Here is a 15,279-nt window from a genome sequence, read left to right as displayed (position 1 = left end):
CGGACAGAACAACGGGAGGACAACCCAGCAGGGCGTCAGTCAGTGCCCGAGCCACGACCACCGGAACCTGCGTACCACTATCAATGTCAGTGCCGTCCTGGAGGATGGCCGCACTGTTGGTGGGACGGTGACCCCGCACGGGGTCCGGCGGGCGGAGGTCGGCATGGGTGACGGACTGCGGTACATCGGGGCGCCGGAGCGGCGGGCACGGCTCGCGACGCGGCAGCGGCTGGCGGGGACCGCCCGGGCCGGGACGCCGGAGGAGGTCGCCGACGCGCTGGTCGCCCTGCACGGCTCGGACCCCGCGACGGTGTACCTGGCCGTCGGCGCGCGGCTGACGGACCCGTCGAGGACCGTGCCGGAGACCGAGCGGGCGCTGTACGGGGACCGGACCCTGGTGCGCATGCACGGCATGCGGCACACGGTGTTCGTCTTCCCCACCCACCTCACCGCGGCCGTGCACGCCTCGACCTCGCTGGCCGTCGCCGCCCGGGAGCGGGCCACACTGCTGAAGAACATGGCGAAGGCCGGGGCGCCGGACGCGGCCTGGCTGAAGGAGGTCGAGGAGTCGGTGCTGGCCGCGCTGGCCCGGCGCGGGCAGGCGACGGCGGCCGAGCTCGCCGGGGACGAGCCGCGCCTGAAGGAGCGGTTCGTGTACGCGCCTGGTAAGAGCTACGAGGGCGTTCACACCGTCTCGACGCAGCTGCTGAGGGTGCTGGGTGTGGAGGGCAAGGTGGTCCGGGGCCGGCCGCTGGGTTCCTGGACGTCGAGCCAGTTTCGCTGGGCCGTCGCCCCCGGACACCCCGAGCTGGACGAGGCCGGGGCGCAGGCGGCCGTGCTGGAGCGCCGGCTCCGTGCGTGCGGGCCGGCCACGGAGGGCGACCTGGTGTGGTGGACGGGGTGGCGGGTGACCGACGTGCGGCGCGCGCTGGCGGCGATCGGGGCGCGGCCGGTGTCCCTGGAAGAGGGCACGGGGTACGTCGTCGACGGCGACGTCGAGCCGGTCGAGGCGCCCGCGGAGCCGTGGGCGGCGCTGCTTCCGGCGCTGGACCCGACGGCGATGGGCTGGCAGCAGCGGGACTGGTACCTCGCGCCGGAGCTGCGGCCACTGCTGTTCGACCGCAGCGGGAATGTGGGGCCGACGGTGTGGTGGAACGGGCGGGTGGTGGGCGGCTGGGCCCAGCGGGCCGGCGGGGAGATCGTGTGGCGGCTGTCGCCGACCGCGGACGTGGGCCGGGAGGCGGAGGCGGCGATCGAGACGGAGGCGGAGCGGCTGCGCGGGTGGATCGGCACGACCCGGATCACACCGCGGTTCCGAACGCCGCTGGAACGGGAGTTGGCGGGGTGACGGCGGCGGGCCCGGCCACGGAACACCGGGCCCGCCGACAGGGGGTCGTCCCCGGACGCCGGGCACCCGCCGGCAAGGGGTTCGCGGACGCCGGGCACCCGCCGACAGGGGATTCACGGATGTCGGGCCCCTGGCGGCAACGAGTTCACGGACATTGGGCACCCGCCGGCAAGGGGTTCGCGGACGCCGGGCGCCCGGCCCGAGAGGGACACGAACGTCAGGCGTCCAGCCCGACACGGGCACACGAACGCGGGCGGCGCCCCACCGAAAGCCGGCACCCGAACACCGGGCGCCCGGTCAGAAGGCGGCACACGGAGGTCGGGCGCCCAGCCCGAGGGGGCACACCAGCGCCGGGCGCCCCGCCCGAAGGGGGCACGAACGCGCGCCGCCCCGCCGGAAGGGGCACACGAACGCCGGGCGCCCCGTCGAAAAGGGGGGTGCCCGGCGCCGAAGGGGTTACCGGGTGTAGCGCATCAGCGCGCGCACCATGTGGCACGTCGTGTCCGACGGCGGGTGGACGCCGATCGTCTCGGCCGTGCTGCGGATCGTCTCGTTGCGGGCCTGGTTCGGCACGTGGACGCCGGAGTCGAGCAGGGCGATGGCGAGCCGCATCGCCTTCAGGCGGCGGTTGTGCGAGATGTACCACTCCCGCGGACGGCCCGGCGGCAGCGGGCGCTTCTCCACGGGCTCGTAGGGCAGGTCGAGCAGGACGGGGCGCTTGGCGGTCGACTGGGTGGGCAGCGGCTTCGGCTTCAGTGCGGCAGCGGGCACAGGCATCCTCCTGTCGCGGTCGGGGTGACGACCGGGGACCTCGGCGCCCCCGGCCCAACCCTCGAACACTGGTACCAGTTTACCGCCCGGCACTGACAAAAGCCCCTGGCCACAAGGGCTTTCGGGGGGGTGGGACACGGTGGGCAGGCGGGTTCTCGCGTACCGTGGGCGGTATGGAGATCTGGATCAATCCGGCCTGTTCGAAGTGCCGCAGCGCGATCGGGCTGCTCGACGCGGAGGGCGCCGACTACACCGTCCGCCGCTACCTGGAGGATGTCCCCGGCGAGGACGAGATCAGGGACGTGCTCGCCCGCCTCGGCCTCGAACCGTGGGACATCACGCGCACCCAGGAGGCCGAGGCCAAGGAGCTCGGGCTGAAGGACTGGGCCCGGGACGACGCCTCCCGCGACCGGTGGATCACGGCGCTCGCCGAGCACCCCAGGCTGATCCAGCGCCCGATCATCACCGCGGACGACGGAACGGCGGTCGTCGCCCGCACGGAGGAGGCCGTACGGGACGCTCTGTCCCGTTAGTCAACGGTGCGCCGCACTGCGGGAGTCGACGGCGCGTCGCCTGTCACCCTCCGCAGCCGTGATCTTCGGCGACCCGTACACCCAGTGGGTGGTCGAACAAGAAGCCGGACCGTGAGCCGGCTCCAAGTCGTCTGTTACCGGCGTTACTTCGGCGATCCGCGCGGCCGTTGAGCAGTTTCGTTCGGTATCCCGTACATAGCGCCGTACGCTCCCCTACCTCTCAGGAGGCGCGCATGTCGCGCAGGAGAACGCTCGGTACGAGGAAGAAGGTCGCGCTGCTGGTGAGCGCGGCGGCGGTGGCGGGAGGCGGTGCCTTCGCCATGGCGAGCACCTCGAACGCCGCTCAGCAGCAGTCCCCGCGGACCCTGTCCGCCGCGGATTCGGCCGTCTGCCAGGGGCTCGCCACCGCCCTCGGCAACAACCAGAGGTTCATCGACGGCCAACGGGCCGCTCCCGACGCCCAGTCGGCGGCCCGGATCGCCAACCGCGAGGCGGTCATCGAGCAGATCAAGGTCCAGCAGAAGGCGTCCGGTTGCGCGGTCGGGGAGTCGGCTCAGGGCTCCCAGCCGACGCGGCCGACGACGCCGACGCAGTCGGCGCGGAACGGGCAGAAGAACGGGCAGAAGAACGGGCAGCAGGCCGCGCAGCCGTCACGGGCCGCCTCCGGGCAGCAGGTCTGCAACGGCTCCACCGTCACCCTCTCCGGCGAGGGCGGCGCGCCGGCCGCGTCCAGCGACCGGTTCCCGGCCGGAACGACGCTGAAGGTCACCAACCTGGACAACAACAAGTCCACGACCGTGAAGGTCACTTCGGTGTCCGGCAGCTGCGTGCTGCTGAACGACGCGGCCTTCGAGCAGGTGCGGGAACCCGGCAAGTTCCTGATCCGCCGGGCGCTGATCGAGAAGGTGGGGTGAGGCTCAGGGCCGCGGGAACCCGGTGAGACGGTGACCCGGCTCGGCGGGGGCCGGCTGCGGCAGCGCGTGGTGGGACGTCTCCGGCAGGACGAAGCTCTCGACGCGCGGCAGCAGCGCCCCCGCCGACGCCGCCACCCGCCGCGGCCACCCGCCGTGGCGACCGGGCGTGCGCGGCCCGGGGTGGGCGTGCGCGGCCCCGGTTGCGCATGAGGGCCCCGGGTGCGCGTGCAACCGCTCATGCCCACCCACGGGCCCGCGCATTCCCATCGCATACGAGCCGCCCGTCCCCCGGCGCTCACGACTGCGAACGACGTCCGCTCGCCCCGCCCGCGTCCTCACACAGTGAATCCGGACACACCACGGCCAGGTAACACGGGGTTCACCACCGGGCAACGGACGGGAAATCGCCCGTTGACAGGCTCCCGGCATCACACCGCGGCGCTCCGGTGCCGCAGCGCCGCGGCACCCGCAGGTGCGCCCAGACCCACCCCGAAGGATGTGGCCCGTGAGCTTCAAGGCTGAGTACATCTGGATCGACGGCACCGAGCCGACGGCCAAGCTGCGTTCGAAGACCAAGATCCTCACGGACTCGGACAAGGGTGCCACGGCTGCCGAGCTGCCGATCTGGGGCTTCGACGGGTCCTCCACCAACCAGGCCGAGGGCCACGCCTCGGACCGCGTGCTCAAGCCGGTCTTCTCCTGCCCGGACCCGATCCGCGGGGGCGACGACATCCTGGTGCTGTGCGAGGTGCTGAACATCGACCTCGCCCCGCACTCCAGCAACACCCGGGCCGCGCTCGTGGAGGTGGCGGAGAAGTTCGCCGCCCAGGAGCCGATCTTCGGCATCGAGCAGGAGTACACCTTCTTCCAGGACGGCTACCCGCTCGGCTTCCCCAAGGGCGGCTTCCCGGCCCCGCAGGGCGGCTACTACTGCGGTGTGGGCTCCGACGAGATCTTCGGCCGTGACGTCGTCGAGGCGCACCTGGACAACTGCCTGAAGGCGGGCCTGGGCATCTCCGGCATCAACGCCGAGGTCATGCCGGGCCAGTGGGAGTTCCAGGTGGGCCCGCTGGCCCCGCTGGAGGTCGCCGACCAGCTGTGGGTGGCCCGCTGGCTGCTCTACCGCACCGCCGAGGACTTCGGCGTCGCCGCGACGCTGGACCCGAAGCCGGTGAAGGGCGACTGGAACGGCGCCGGCGCGCACACCAACTTCTCCACCAAGGCGATGCGCGAAGGACCTGAGGGCTATGCGGCGATCATCACCGCCTGCGAGTCGCTGGGCGAGGGCTCCAAGCCCCTCGACCACGTCAAGAACTACGGCGCCGGCATCGACGACCGCCTGACCGGCCTGCACGAGACCGCCCCGTGGGACAAGTACTCCTACGGCGTGTCCGACCGCGGCGCCTCGGTCCGCATCCCGTGGCAGGTCGAGAAGGACGGCAAGGGCTACATCGAGGACCGCCGTCCGAACGCCAACGTCGACCCGTACGTCGTGACGCGCCTGCTCGTGGACACCTGCTGCACCGCGCTGGAGAAGGCCGGCCAGGTCTGATCCCCGCCGCCCGGCTCGGAGAGGGCGCCCGCCGTCACGCGTCACGGTGGGCGCCCTCTCGCGTCGCGCCCCGGGGAGTGCCCCGGGGACTGTGCCGTGTGCGACGCCGGTTGTGCGACACCGGCTTCCGGCCGGGAAGGTGTCCGAGCAGTGAGAGGAGGCTCCTGCGGAAGGCCGGTGTCTGCTTCAATGGAGCCATGGCCAGCTTCCAGAAGTGCACCGCGACGGGTCGCCATGACCTCGAGCCCTTCTGGCCCTCCCGTCAGCACCACGACTTCGACCGGGTGTGTTGCCGCGCGACGAACGCGCCGGCCCTCTGAAGCCGTATCTCCACCCGGCCCCAGGCCAGCGCGCAACGGCGTACGTCCCTCGACGACCCTCTCGCGCGAAAAGAGCTGACCCCTCATGGCGACCCTCCGTTCCCTTCCCACCGCCCCGCTCGACTCCCTTCCCTCCCCTTCCTCGCTTTCCTCCCCTTCCGCCGCCTCCTCCCCGGCCCCCAGGCACCGGCTGCGCGCCGTGGACCGGGACGAGGTGATCGACGTCGCGGAGTTCCTGCCGCCGGGCGCCACCTGGCTGCCCGCGCCCCCGCACACCCTGCCCACGCTGCCGGGCCGGCCGCCGATGGTCGGCTACCTCGTCCTGATCCCGGCCGACCGCCCGGACCTCGCCCCGGCCCCCACCGCCGGCGACACCGCCGAACCGCTCGTCAGGATCGACCCCGTGGAGCGCACCGCGTCCGTCGACGGCCGTCAACTCGACCTGACCTACCTGGAGTTCGAGCTGCTCGCGCACCTCGTGGCGCACCCGAACCGGGTGCACACTCGCGACCAGCTGGTCACCACGGTCTGGGGGTACGGGCATGTCGGCGACGGCCGCACCGTCGACGTGCACATCGCCCGGCTGCGCCGCAAGCTGGGCGCCGAGCACCGGCAGGCGATCCGGACCGTCCGCCGGGTCGGCTACAAGTACACCCCGCCGACGGGCCGCTGATCCTCTGCTGACGGCAGATCCGCGTTCCGTCCCGCCGCCGCACCGGGCACAGTCGGCGGTATGAGACTTCTGGTGCTGGGTGGGACGGAATTCGCCGGACGGGCCGTCGTCCGGGCGGCGCTCGGGCGCGGCTGGGAGGTGACGGTCTTCCATCGGGGACGGCACGATCCCCCGGACGGGGCACGGTCGTTGCGAGGCGACCGCACCGCGCCCGGCGGGCTCGCCGCCCTGGCGGAGGGCACCTGGGACGCCGTCGTCGACACCTGGTCGGCGGCGCCCCGGTGGGTGCGCGACACGGCGCGGCTGCTGCGGGGCCGCGTCGGCCGGTACGTGTACGTCTCCAGCTGCTCGGTGTACGCCTGGGCGCCGCCCGCCGGATACGCCGAGGACGCGCCGCTGGTCGAGGGCGCCCGCGCCGACGCGGACACCACCGACTACGCCCGCGACAAACGCGGCGGCGAACTCGCCGCGGTGGAGGGCTTCGGCGCCGACCGTGCCCTGCTGGTCCGGGCCGGGCTGCTGCTCGGCCCCCACGAGAACGTCGGCCGGCTGCCGTGGTGGCTGAGCCGGATCGCCCGCGGCGGCCCCGTCCTGGCCCCGGGCCCCGAGGAGCTGCCCCTGCAGTACGTCGACGTGCGCGACCTGGCCGAGTGGATCGCCGGGGCCCTCGAACGCGAGTTGAGCGGACCGTACAACCTGATGAGCCCGCAGGGGCACGCCACGATGGGCGAGCTCCTCCGGGCGTGCGTGGAGGTCACCGGCGCGGCGGCCGAGCTGCGCTGGACGGATCCGGAGGCGATCCTCGCCGCGGGCGTCCAGCCGTGGACCCAGCTGCCGGTGTGGGTGCCGCCGGGCAGCGACCTGCACGACGCGCTGCACGCCGCGGACGTGTCCCGGGCGGTGGGCGCCGGGCTGTCCTGCCGTCCCGTCCGGGAGACCGCCGCCGACACCTGGGCCTGGCTCCAGGAGATCGGCGGCACGGCGCCGGCACGGCCGGACCGGCCCGCCGTAGGACTCCCCCCGGAACTGGAGGCACGGGTGCTGACCGGGGCGGGGGGTGTACCTGGCACCACCCCCGGGGAGGGGGCTTCGGGCCAGTGACCCCCGGGCGGTGGTCGGTGAGACTGGCGGCATGAACACCGACACGAGAAGCGGCGGGGGCCGGGAGCGGGCCCGGGAGGCGGTACTGGCCGGCGTGCGGGGGCTCGTGCTGGCGGTGGCGGTACTGCCGCTGGGGGTGGCGTTCCTCGTCCTGGCGCTGGTCTCGCTGGCGCTCGTACCGCTCGGCGTCGGCATCGTCACCACCCCGGGGATCCTGACCGGCGTGCGCGCCCTGGCGGACACCCGCAGGAGGCTCGCGGCCGAGTGGTGCGGGGTGCGGATCCCGGCCGCCTACCGGCCGGTCCCCGCGGGCGCCGGGCCCTGGGCGCGCACGTCCGGGATGCTCCGCGACCCGGCGACCTGGCGGGACCTGGGCTGGCTGGCGGTCGACATGACGGCCGGGTTCCTCACCGCGCTGCTGCCGGCCGTGCTGCTGCTGTACCCGCTGGAGGGGTTCGCGCTGGCCGCCGGGGTGTGGCGGGTCATCCCGGACGCCCACGCCGGCGGCTACTGGTACGGCTTCGTGCCGGTCACCGGGCAGGCGTCGGCGTTCGGCGCGGCGGCGCTGGGCGCGGTCGTCCTCGCGTTCGGGTACCGGTTCGTCCCGGACCTGCTGGCCGCCCACTTCCGGCTCACCCGTGCCGTCCTCGCCCCCGGCCGGGGCGAGCTGACCGAGCGGGTCCGCGTCCTGACCGAGACCCGCCGTGACGCCGTGGACACCTCCGCCGCCGAGCTGCGCCGCATCGAACGCGACCTGCACGACGGGGCGCAGGCCCGGCTGGTCGCCATGGGCTTGGATCTCGGCACGGTGGAGGCGTTGCTCGACAAGGACCCCGAGCAGGCGCGGCGGCTGCTCGCGCAGGCCCGCAAGTCCTCCGCCGACGCCCTCATCGAGCTGCGCGAACTCGTCCGCGGCATCCATCCGCCGGTGCTCGCCGAACGTGGACTGGGCGACGCCGTGAGGGCGTTGGCGCTGCGGCTACCGGTGGTCACCGAGGTGACCGTGGACCTGCCGGGCCACCCGGACGCGCCGGTGGAGTCGGCCGCGTACTTCGCCGTCAGCGAGGTGCTGACCAACGCGGTCAAGCACGCGGACGCCGACCGGATCCAGGTGGACGTGCACCACACGGAGGGCATGCTGCGGATCTCGGTCACCGACGACGGCAGGGGCGGCGCGGTGATCGGCGCCGGTTCGGGACTGGCGGGCGTCGAACGGCGACTGGGTACATTCGACGGCGTCCTGGCCGTCAGCAGCCCCGTCGGCGGCCCCACCATGGTGACCATGGAGATCCCTTGCGCGTTGTCCTAGCGGAAGACCTGTTCCTGCTGCGCGACGGTCTGGTGCGCCTGCTGGAGGCCTACGGCTTCGAGATCGCCGCGGCCGTGGAGAGCGGCCCCGAGCTGGACCGCGCGCTGGCCGAGCTGGAGCCGGACGTCGCCGTGGTCGACGTACGGCTGCCGCCGACGCACACCGACGAGGGCCTGCAGTGCGCGCTGCGGGCCCGCCGGGACCGGCCGGGGCTGCCGGTGCTGGTGCTCTCGCAGCACGTGGAGCGGCTGTACGCGCGCGAGCTGCTCGCCGACGGCAACGGCGGGGTCGGCTATCTGCTCAAGGACCGGGTCTTCGACGCGGAGCAGTTCGTGGACGCCGTGCGGCGGGTGGCGGCGGGCGGTACGGCGATGGATCCCCAGGTCATCCAGCAGTTGCTGAGCCGCCGGGCGGGCCGCGAGCAGCCGACGGCGCGCCTGACCGCGCGGGAGCTGGAGGTGCTGGAGCTGATGGCGCAGGGGCGGTCCAACGCGGCGATCGCCACGCAACTGGTCGTCACGGAACGGGCGATCGCGAAACACACCTCCAACATCTTCGCCAAACTCGGGCTGGAGGTGTCGGAGGACGACAATCGACGCGTGCTGGCCGTACTGGCCCATCTCGACCGCGACCGCTGAACACGCCCGGTGAACCTCTGACAACCGCCTGTGCGATCACGGCAGTTGAAACCAGGGTCACGGACGGGACGCGCAATATTTTGCGGGTCGGGTGAACACCTCCGGGGCCCCTTGCGTATCTGAGGGAGCCGCTTCACTCCTGTCGGGCGCCTCGAGCTGCCCCGCAAGGAAGTCAGAGGAGTTCCATGGGACGCAACACACGAAAACGCCGTACGCCGCTGGCCACCAAGGCCATTGCCGCATCGGCGGCCCTAGCGCTCGGTGGGGGCGGGCTGATCTGGGCGAACTTCTACGCCTCGGCTCATGAGTCGAACTCGGCGCAGAACACCACGAAGGCCGCCACCGGGCAGGTGGCGACCATCTCGTGCCCGGACGTGGGCCAGAAGCTGACGAATGTGCCGGCCCGGGCCCAGCAAGGTGTGGCCACGGAGCTGGCGAACCTCGACAAGCAGATCACCGAGGCCTACGCGCGCCTCGCCTCCACCCGCCAGGCGCAGACCAACGACGCGAACTTCGTGCAGAACGCGATCGTCGGTCCGCTGAAGGAGAAGCGCGCCGCGACCATCGACCGCATCCGGATCGACATCCAGCGGGTCGGCGGCACCTTCGACAACTCACTGGCGCAGCTCGCCGCGTGCACCACGCTGTCCGCCGACCAGGCCGCCAACCAGACCACGGCGGGCGGTCAGCAGCAGAACGGCGGACAGCAGCAGGGCGGACAGCAGCAGAACGGCCAGCAGCAGGGCGGACAGCAGCAGAACGGCCAGCAGCAGGGCAGCAACGGCCAGGCCGGCAACGGCCCGACCGCCGCCGACTTCGTGGACATCACGAAGGTCCAGCCGAACGTCGCCGCGAAGCCGCGCAACAACGCCAACGCCTCGACCGGCACCTTCACCACCCGGTGCGGCGTGAACGCGAACAAGAACTTCAACACCGACAACGTCATCGTGGCGCCCGGCGTGGCCAACGGCGCGCACCACCTGCACGACTACGTCGGCAACCAGAAGGTCAACGCGTTCTCCAGCAACCAGACGTTCCTGCAGGGCGGCACCAGCTGCCAGAACAAGAACGACCTGTCGTCGTACTACTGGCCGGTGGTCCGCGTCCAGAACGGCACGCAGGACTTCGACCAGAACAAGGACGGCGGTGGCAAGGAAGGCAACGTCGGCAAGATCCTGACGCCGGTGTCGGCGCAGATCAAGTACGTCGGCAGCCCGACCAGCAAGGTCGTCGCGATGCCGCAGTTCCTGCGCATCATCACCGGTGACGCCAAGACCACCACCAACGGCCTGGCGAACGCCAACGCGCACTGGAGCTGCACCGGCTTCGAGAACAAGGTCCAGCTGACCACGCAGTACCCGATCTGCCCGGCGGGCAGCAAGGTGGTGCGTACGTTCGCCTTCCAGAGCTGCTGGGACGGAAAGAACGCCGACAGCGCCAACCACCGCACGCACGTCGCCTTCGCCGACGCCAACGGCAACTGCGGCAACGGCTTCAAGGCGATCCCGCAGCTGACGATGCGCCTGACGTACAACATCACGCCGCCGACCGTCCAGAACGGCGTGGTGAAGAACGCGTACGCGGTGGACGGCTTCCCGGACCAGCTGCACAAGGCGGCCACCGACCACGACGACTTCATCAGCGTCACGACCGGCGGCCTGGCGAACAAGATCGCCAACTGCGTCAACAGCGGACAGCGCTGCCAGTGACGAGGCGCTGACCCGGCACCGGCCGGGGTGCTGACCGGTCACTGACGAGCGGGCGGTGGGAATCTCCCACCGCCCGCTCGGTCGTGCCGGGGTGCTGCTCAGCCGTCGTGGCCGCCGCCGTGCCCGGAGTGGTCGGCGCCGATCTCCACGTCGCCGCCGAGGGTGCCGCGCAGCTTCTCGACCACCCCGTCGTCGCCGACGGCGACCCACTTGCGGCCGACGAGGTAGTGACCGCCGTAGTCCTTGGCGTCGTTGAGCCATTCGCGCTGCCCGCGGTCGGTGGCGAAGGTGGCGAGGACGAACTTGCCGCCGGAGACCTTGCAGAGGGCCTGGCGGATCTCGTCGGCGTCCGTCTGGATGTCCGGCTTGCACTTCACCCGGGCGGCCAGGCTCTCCAGGCTGCCGGTGGCGGTGGCCGGCGCCTTGGCCGCCGCCGCGCCGTCGCCCGAGCAGCCCGCCAGCGCCACCACGGCCGCGGCGCCGGCCACCGCGAGCATCGGTCGGGTCAACCTCATCTGTTCCTCCGGTCCCGTCGCGGCCCCGGCGAGGGGCCCGTCCCCTTCGATACGGGCGCGGGGCGCGGGACGCTCAAATACCGCGCGAGCATGCGTACGGGTGTGTGAAGGTGTGGCCTGTGAACCAGGACTGGGAAGATCGCGTGGCCGCCGCCTGGGCGGCCTTCGAGGACACCACCGACGACGACGGCGCCGCCTTCCGGGCGGTGATCGACGAACTGGTGGCCGAACTGCCGACCGACAGCCCGCTCGGACCGTTCGAGCGGGCCTGCGCCTGGGACTCCACCGGTCACTCGGACCGGGCCGTGCCGCTGTACCGGGAGGCGCTCGCCCGCGGGCTGGACGACGTCAGCCGCTACAAGGGCAGGCGGACGCGGATCCAGCTCGCCAGTTCGCTGCGCAACACCGGACACCCGGAGGCGGGCGTCGAGCTGCTGACGCCCGAACTGGACGCCGAACCTGACGAGTTGGACGACGCGGTGCGGGCGACGCTAGCGCTGTGCCTGTCCGGCCTCGACCGGGACCGCGAGGGCCTGTCCCTCGTCCTCGGCGCGCTCGCCCGCCATCTGCCGCGCTACCAGCGGTCCATGGCGAACTACGCGCGGCTGCTGGTGGAACCCGAGGCCTGAGTCGCGCGGGGCCCGGGTCACCCGGGGCCCGAGTGACCGGGGCCCGAGTGACCCGGTGGCGGTGACCAACCGACGATTCGCTCGTTCTGCTGAACGTGCAGTCACAGGATGCCGCCCCGCCCACCGCACCGTCCCTCTCCGGCCCGTCCGTCGACGTGGACCCGGCCGAAGCCGCGCTCGTCGAGCACTACCCGCGGCTGGTCCGGCTCGCCTACCTGGTGCTGCCGCCGAGCCTGGGCCGCAACCGGCGCGTGGTCACGGCGCACGCCCTCGCCCAGCGCGCCCTGCCGCGGCGCCGGGCGGGCAAGGGCGCGGTCCCGGCCCAGGGCGGGGGCGCGCACGCACGATCGCGGTCCAGAGCGGGCGACGGCCGCGAGAGCGACTCCGGTTACGCCTACGTCCGCTGCCGGGTGCTGCGCGCGGCGCTGGAGGCGGGCCGGCCGCTGAAGCGGGCGGCCTGGCCGAAGCGGTCCCAACTGCCGCCGCTGCTGCCCCTGGTGTGGGGCCTGCGGCTGTTCCCGCGCTCCGGCGGCGCCGATGAACTCATCCTGGACCAACGGCTCTCCGCCGTGTCCGGGCCGGCCCGCGCGGCCTATGTGCTGCGCGGCCTGGAACGACTCGCCGACGACGACGTCCGCCGGGTCCTGGCCGCCGCCGGCGTCGGCGACACAGACGCGGCGCTGCGGGAGGCCGACGGTGTCCCGGCCCGGTACGCGCTGCTCGACTCCCCCGAGTTCGACCCGTGTTCGCTGCAGGCCCGGCCCACCGACCTGGCGCGGCGCAGGCAGAACGCCCGGGCCGGGCTCGCCGCGGTCGCCGCGGTCGCCGTGTGCGGGGCGCTGCTCGGGCTGCCCGGCGACGGCTGGGGCCCCGACGGCGCGGCGGCTCCCGGGTACGCGCGCAACCCGGCCACCGAGGCCGCTCTCGACCCGTCCCGGCTCACCAGGGTGTCCCCCACCGCCTGGGAGTCCGCGAGCCGCACCGACTTCTCCGTCTGGCCCGCGCGCGGCGAACTCACCGGCGACAAGGCCCTGCTGCGCCGCGCCCTCGCCGTGTGGGCCCGCCCCGGCGCGGCCGTCCAGGTCTCCGCGACCCCCGGCACCCCGTCCGGCGCCCCGGCCGGACCGCCCCAACTGCTGTACGCCGGGACCGTCGACGAAGCACGCGTGGTGATCCTCTACGACGGTCTGCGCATCGTCCGCTACGCCGAGCCGAAGGACGGCGACCGGGGTACCGCGCTCGACTTCGCGCGGGTCGACGGCGCCGGACGGGCCGGGGCGAGTGCCCTGGTCCTGGGCCGCTCCGACGGCAACGTCCGCTATCTGACGGCGCCCTGGGTGCGGAAGGCGGCCGAGCGGGACCTGCTGGAGCCGGACGCCGCCGCGCTCGACCTGGGCCTGACCGGCGGCGTCACCGGGCCGCTGGCCGGTCCCGCCCAGCAGACCGGCGACTGCGCGTCCTGGCGGGTGCTGGAGGTGTCCGACGGCACCGGCACGCGGGTGCTGACCGACCTCGGCGAACTGGTCCCGGCCCGGCTGACCACCGGCCGCCCCGGCTCGGCCGCGGAGACGGAGGGGACGGGGGCGCTGCGCGAGTGGGCGCCGTACGCCTGCTCGCTGGCCGCGATGCGCTCGGCGGGCGTGCGCGAGGTCAACGTCTGGGCGTACGCCCGGCAGCCGCTGCCCGACGCGAGCGGGGCGGCGGACTGGGTGTGCACGCGGGCGGAGACCTGGCGGGGCGTCGGCACCCGGGTGCTGGCCCAGTTCCACACCCCGGGCGGCCGGTTCGGGGCGGTGGCGGCGAAGGCCGACGACGTCCCGGCGTGCGGGCCGCGGGATCCGCAGGTGCTGGCCGGGGTGCTGTGGAAGTCGCGGGCGGGAAACTGGTACCTGCTGGCCGCGGGGAGCCCGGGCACGTCCTCGGTCGGCGCGACGGGCGAGGTCCGGGCGGAAGCGCCGGGCAGCCTGCTGGTGGCGCCGGCCGAGCAGGGGGCCCGGGCGGAACTGCGGGGAACCCTGGCGGACGGGCGGAGGGTCAGCGGGCTCGGCTGAACGCCGGGCACCGCCCCGCTTCGTCGCCATGTCGTGGACCCGCCGCGATCGTCCGGTGGGGACCATGTGAACGCCTTTGGCCGCTACCGCCCGTTCGAGGCCGGATTCGATCGGTAAGGTGTGCGCATGACTACCGGGGTACGCCGCAGAATGGGAGTCGAGGAACGGCGGCAGCAGTTGATCGGCGTCGCCCTCGAACTGTTCAGCCAACGCTCGCCCGACGACGTCTCCATCGACGAGATAGCGTCCGCCGCCGGCATCTCACGCCCGCTGGTGTACCACTATTTCCCCGGCAAACTCAGCCTGTACGAGGCCGCGTTGAGGCGTGCCGCGGACGACCTCGCGGGCCGCTTCGTGGAACCGCGGCAAGGCCCGCTGGGGGCGCGGCTGCTGCGGGTGATGCGCCGCTTCTTCGACTTCGTGGAGGAACACGGCCCCGGCTTCTCGGCGCTGATGCGCGGCGGCCCGGCCGTCGGCTCCTCGGCGACGAACGCGCTCATCGACTCCGTACGGCAGGCCGCGTACGACCAGATCCTGTCGCATCTCGGCGTCGAGGAGGCGCCCGCGCGACTGGAACTGGTCGTCCGCTCCTGGATCTCGCTCGCCGAGTCGACGGCACTGATCTGGCTGGACGGCCGGCGCATCCCGCGCGCCGAGCTGGAGGTCCAGCTCGTCCACGACTTCGCCGCGCTGGCCGCGGTGAGCGCCGTCCACGACGAGGAGACGGGCGCGCTGCTGCGCCGCACCCTGGAGGACGAGCCGGGCGACGGCCCGTTCAGCGACCTGGCCGCGCGGCTGATCGCGCTGGCGTCCTGACCGCGCCGACGCGGCCCCGGGTGCGTCAGCGTTCGAACTTCCGGTAGGACGCGTCCAGGTCGCGGATCTCGGCGGAGGCGTGCAGCACCGGGCCGCCGTCGGCCACGTGCTTCCTCAGCAGCTCCAGCACCGCCTCGGTCAGCCGCGCCTTCGTCTCGTCGGTGCGGCCGGCGAGCAGCCCGATGGTGACGTGCACGACGGCGTGACCGCGCTCGCCCGGGTCGTCGTAGCCGAACGCGGTCAGCGCGGACGGGCGGAACTGGGTCTTGCAGGCATCCGGCTTGGCGGCCGCCGTCTCGACGACCGCAGCGTGCAGGTCCCGCGCGAAGCCCTCCCGGTCGAAGGCGGAACCGAGGAAGTCCGAGTGGTCGACGGTGATCTGCGGCATGGGAACTCCAGT

At 73.3% G+C, this 15,279-nt stretch carries 16 protein-coding genes; 12 read left to right on the top strand and 4 right to left on the bottom strand.

The annotated features are described in order from the left end of the window. Positions 1 to 163: 163 nt before the first annotated feature. Complete coding sequence (locus ACZ5GT_RS27535; protein ID WP_469031600.1) at positions 164 to 1,348, top strand: winged helix DNA-binding domain-containing protein; 1,185 nt, start codon at positions 164 to 166, stop codon at positions 1,346 to 1,348. 456 nt (positions 1,349 to 1,804) lie between these two features. Here ACZ5GT_RS27535 and ACZ5GT_RS27530 read toward each other — a convergent pair whose 3' ends face one another. Continuing rightward, the gene (locus tag ACZ5GT_RS27530; RefSeq protein ID WP_469031599.1) at positions 1,805 to 2,119 is read right to left on the bottom strand and encodes a hypothetical protein; all 315 of its coding nucleotides are present in this window, start codon (positions 2,117 to 2,119) and stop codon (positions 1,805 to 1,807) included. 173 nt (positions 2,120 to 2,292) lie between these two features. Here ACZ5GT_RS27530 and ACZ5GT_RS27525 point away from each other — a divergent pair, with 173 nt between their 5' ends. Beyond that, positions 2,293 to 2,652, top strand: a complete 360-nt coding sequence (locus tag ACZ5GT_RS27525) for an arsenate reductase family protein (RefSeq protein WP_469031598.1) — start codon at positions 2,293 to 2,295, stop codon at positions 2,650 to 2,652. A 233-nt stretch (positions 2,653 to 2,885) separates the two neighbouring features. Next, positions 2,886 to 3,566, top strand: coding sequence for a hypothetical protein (locus tag ACZ5GT_RS27520; RefSeq protein ID WP_469031597.1), 681 nt, complete (start codon positions 2,886 to 2,888; stop codon positions 3,564 to 3,566). 3 nt (positions 3,567 to 3,569) lie between these two features. On the opposite strand, the gene ACZ5GT_RS27515 is transcribed toward ACZ5GT_RS27520, so the two are convergent. Further along, positions 3,570 to 3,701 (bottom strand): hypothetical protein, encoded by a 132-nt coding sequence (locus ACZ5GT_RS27515; RefSeq protein WP_469031596.1) that lies wholly within the window; start codon positions 3,699 to 3,701, stop codon positions 3,570 to 3,572. 370 nt (positions 3,702 to 4,071) lie between these two features. Between ACZ5GT_RS27515 and glnII the strand changes: the two genes are divergently transcribed. From glnII to ACZ5GT_RS27485, 6 genes are all read left to right on the top strand, one after another. Further along, the gene (glnII, locus tag ACZ5GT_RS27510; protein WP_469031595.1) at positions 4,072 to 5,118 is read left to right on the top strand and encodes a glutamine synthetase; all 1,047 of its coding nucleotides are present in this window, start codon (positions 4,072 to 4,074) and stop codon (positions 5,116 to 5,118) included. 405 nt (positions 5,119 to 5,523) lie between these two features. Further along, positions 5,524 to 6,111, top strand: a complete 588-nt coding sequence (locus ACZ5GT_RS27505; RefSeq protein ID WP_469031594.1) for a winged helix-turn-helix domain-containing protein — start codon at positions 5,524 to 5,526, stop codon at positions 6,109 to 6,111. Positions 6,112 to 6,171: 60 nt separating this feature from the next. Then, a complete protein-coding gene (locus ACZ5GT_RS27500; RefSeq protein ID WP_469031593.1) occupies positions 6,172 to 7,212 on the top strand; it encodes an SDR family oxidoreductase in 1,041 nt (346 codons plus the stop codon). A 31-nt stretch (positions 7,213 to 7,243) separates the two neighbouring features. Next, positions 7,244 to 8,521 carry a sensor histidine kinase gene (locus ACZ5GT_RS27495; protein WP_469031592.1) on the top strand — a complete coding sequence of 426 codons (1,278 nt, stop codon included), beginning with the start codon at positions 7,244 to 7,246 and terminating at the stop codon, positions 8,519 to 8,521. Continuing rightward, the gene (locus ACZ5GT_RS27490; RefSeq protein ID WP_469031591.1) at positions 8,506 to 9,159 is read left to right on the top strand and encodes a response regulator transcription factor; all 654 of its coding nucleotides are present in this window, start codon (positions 8,506 to 8,508) and stop codon (positions 9,157 to 9,159) included. The genes ACZ5GT_RS27495 and ACZ5GT_RS27490 overlap by 16 nt, the downstream gene beginning before the upstream one ends. 185 nt (positions 9,160 to 9,344) lie before the next feature. Further along, positions 9,345 to 10,868: a DUF1996 domain-containing protein gene (locus tag ACZ5GT_RS27485; protein WP_469031590.1), complete on the top strand. Its 1,524-nt coding sequence runs from the start codon at positions 9,345 to 9,347 to the stop codon at positions 10,866 to 10,868. Positions 10,869 to 10,966: 98 nt separating this feature from the next. Here ACZ5GT_RS27485 and ACZ5GT_RS27480 read toward each other — a convergent pair whose 3' ends face one another. After that, positions 10,967 to 11,383: a hypothetical protein gene (locus ACZ5GT_RS27480; protein WP_469031589.1), complete on the bottom strand. Its 417-nt coding sequence runs from the start codon at positions 11,381 to 11,383 to the stop codon at positions 10,967 to 10,969. 119 nt (positions 11,384 to 11,502) lie between these two features. Between ACZ5GT_RS27480 and ACZ5GT_RS27475 the strand changes: the two genes are divergently transcribed. From ACZ5GT_RS27475 to ACZ5GT_RS27465, 3 genes are all read left to right on the top strand, one after another. Then, positions 11,503 to 12,012 carry a tetratricopeptide repeat protein gene (locus ACZ5GT_RS27475; RefSeq protein WP_469031588.1) on the top strand — a complete coding sequence of 170 codons (510 nt, stop codon included), beginning with the start codon at positions 11,503 to 11,505 and terminating at the stop codon, positions 12,010 to 12,012. A 95-nt stretch (positions 12,013 to 12,107) separates the two neighbouring features. Further along, positions 12,108 to 14,063: a hypothetical protein gene (locus ACZ5GT_RS27470; RefSeq protein WP_469031587.1), complete on the top strand. Its 1,956-nt coding sequence runs from the start codon at positions 12,108 to 12,110 to the stop codon at positions 14,061 to 14,063. Positions 14,064 to 14,189: 126 nt separating this feature from the next. Further along, positions 14,190 to 14,879 carry a TetR/AcrR family transcriptional regulator gene (locus tag ACZ5GT_RS27465; RefSeq protein WP_469031586.1) on the top strand — a complete coding sequence of 230 codons (690 nt, stop codon included), beginning with the start codon at positions 14,190 to 14,192 and terminating at the stop codon, positions 14,877 to 14,879. A 25-nt stretch (positions 14,880 to 14,904) separates the two neighbouring features. Here ACZ5GT_RS27465 and ACZ5GT_RS27460 read toward each other — a convergent pair whose 3' ends face one another. Then, the gene (locus tag ACZ5GT_RS27460) at positions 14,905 to 15,267 is read right to left on the bottom strand and encodes a 5-carboxymethyl-2-hydroxymuconate Delta-isomerase (protein ID WP_469031585.1); all 363 of its coding nucleotides are present in this window, start codon (positions 15,265 to 15,267) and stop codon (positions 14,905 to 14,907) included. Positions 15,268 to 15,279: the final 12 nt, after the last annotated feature.

It is taken from the genome of Streptomyces sp. NPDC031340 (assembly GCF_055569945.1).
The sequence above is the reverse complement of the archived record's forward strand: the minus strand, read 5'-3'. Positions and strand labels throughout refer to the sequence as shown.

Bases quoted from the DNA above. Each gene is read 5' to 3' on its own strand.
- ACZ5GT_RS27535 (WP_469031600.1), top strand. From the start codon at position 164: ATGGGTGACGGACTGCGGTACATCGGGGCGCCGGAGCGGCGGGCACGG.
- ACZ5GT_RS27525 (WP_469031598.1), top strand. From the start codon at position 2,293: ATGGAGATCTGGATCAATCCGGCCTGTTCGAAGTGCCGCAGCGCGATC.
- ACZ5GT_RS27520 (WP_469031597.1), top strand. From the start codon at position 2,886: ATGTCGCGCAGGAGAACGCTCGGTACGAGGAAGAAGGTCGCGCTGCTG.
- ACZ5GT_RS27505 (WP_469031594.1), top strand. From the start codon at position 5,524: ATGGCGACCCTCCGTTCCCTTCCCACCGCCCCGCTCGACTCCCTTCCC.
- ACZ5GT_RS27500 (WP_469031593.1), top strand. From the start codon at position 6,172: ATGAGACTTCTGGTGCTGGGTGGGACGGAATTCGCCGGACGGGCCGTC.
- ACZ5GT_RS27495 (WP_469031592.1), top strand. From the start codon at position 7,244: ATGAACACCGACACGAGAAGCGGCGGGGGCCGGGAGCGGGCCCGGGAG.
- ACZ5GT_RS27485 (WP_469031590.1), top strand. From the start codon at position 9,345: ATGGGACGCAACACACGAAAACGCCGTACGCCGCTGGCCACCAAGGCC.
- ACZ5GT_RS27480 (WP_469031589.1), bottom strand. From the start codon at position 11,383: ATGAGGTTGACCCGACCGATGCTCGCGGTGGCCGGCGCCGCGGCCGTG.
- ACZ5GT_RS27465 (WP_469031586.1), top strand. From the start codon at position 14,190: ATGACTACCGGGGTACGCCGCAGAATGGGAGTCGAGGAACGGCGGCAG.
- ACZ5GT_RS27460 (WP_469031585.1), bottom strand. From the start codon at position 15,267: ATGCCGCAGATCACCGTCGACCACTCGGACTTCCTCGGTTCCGCCTTC.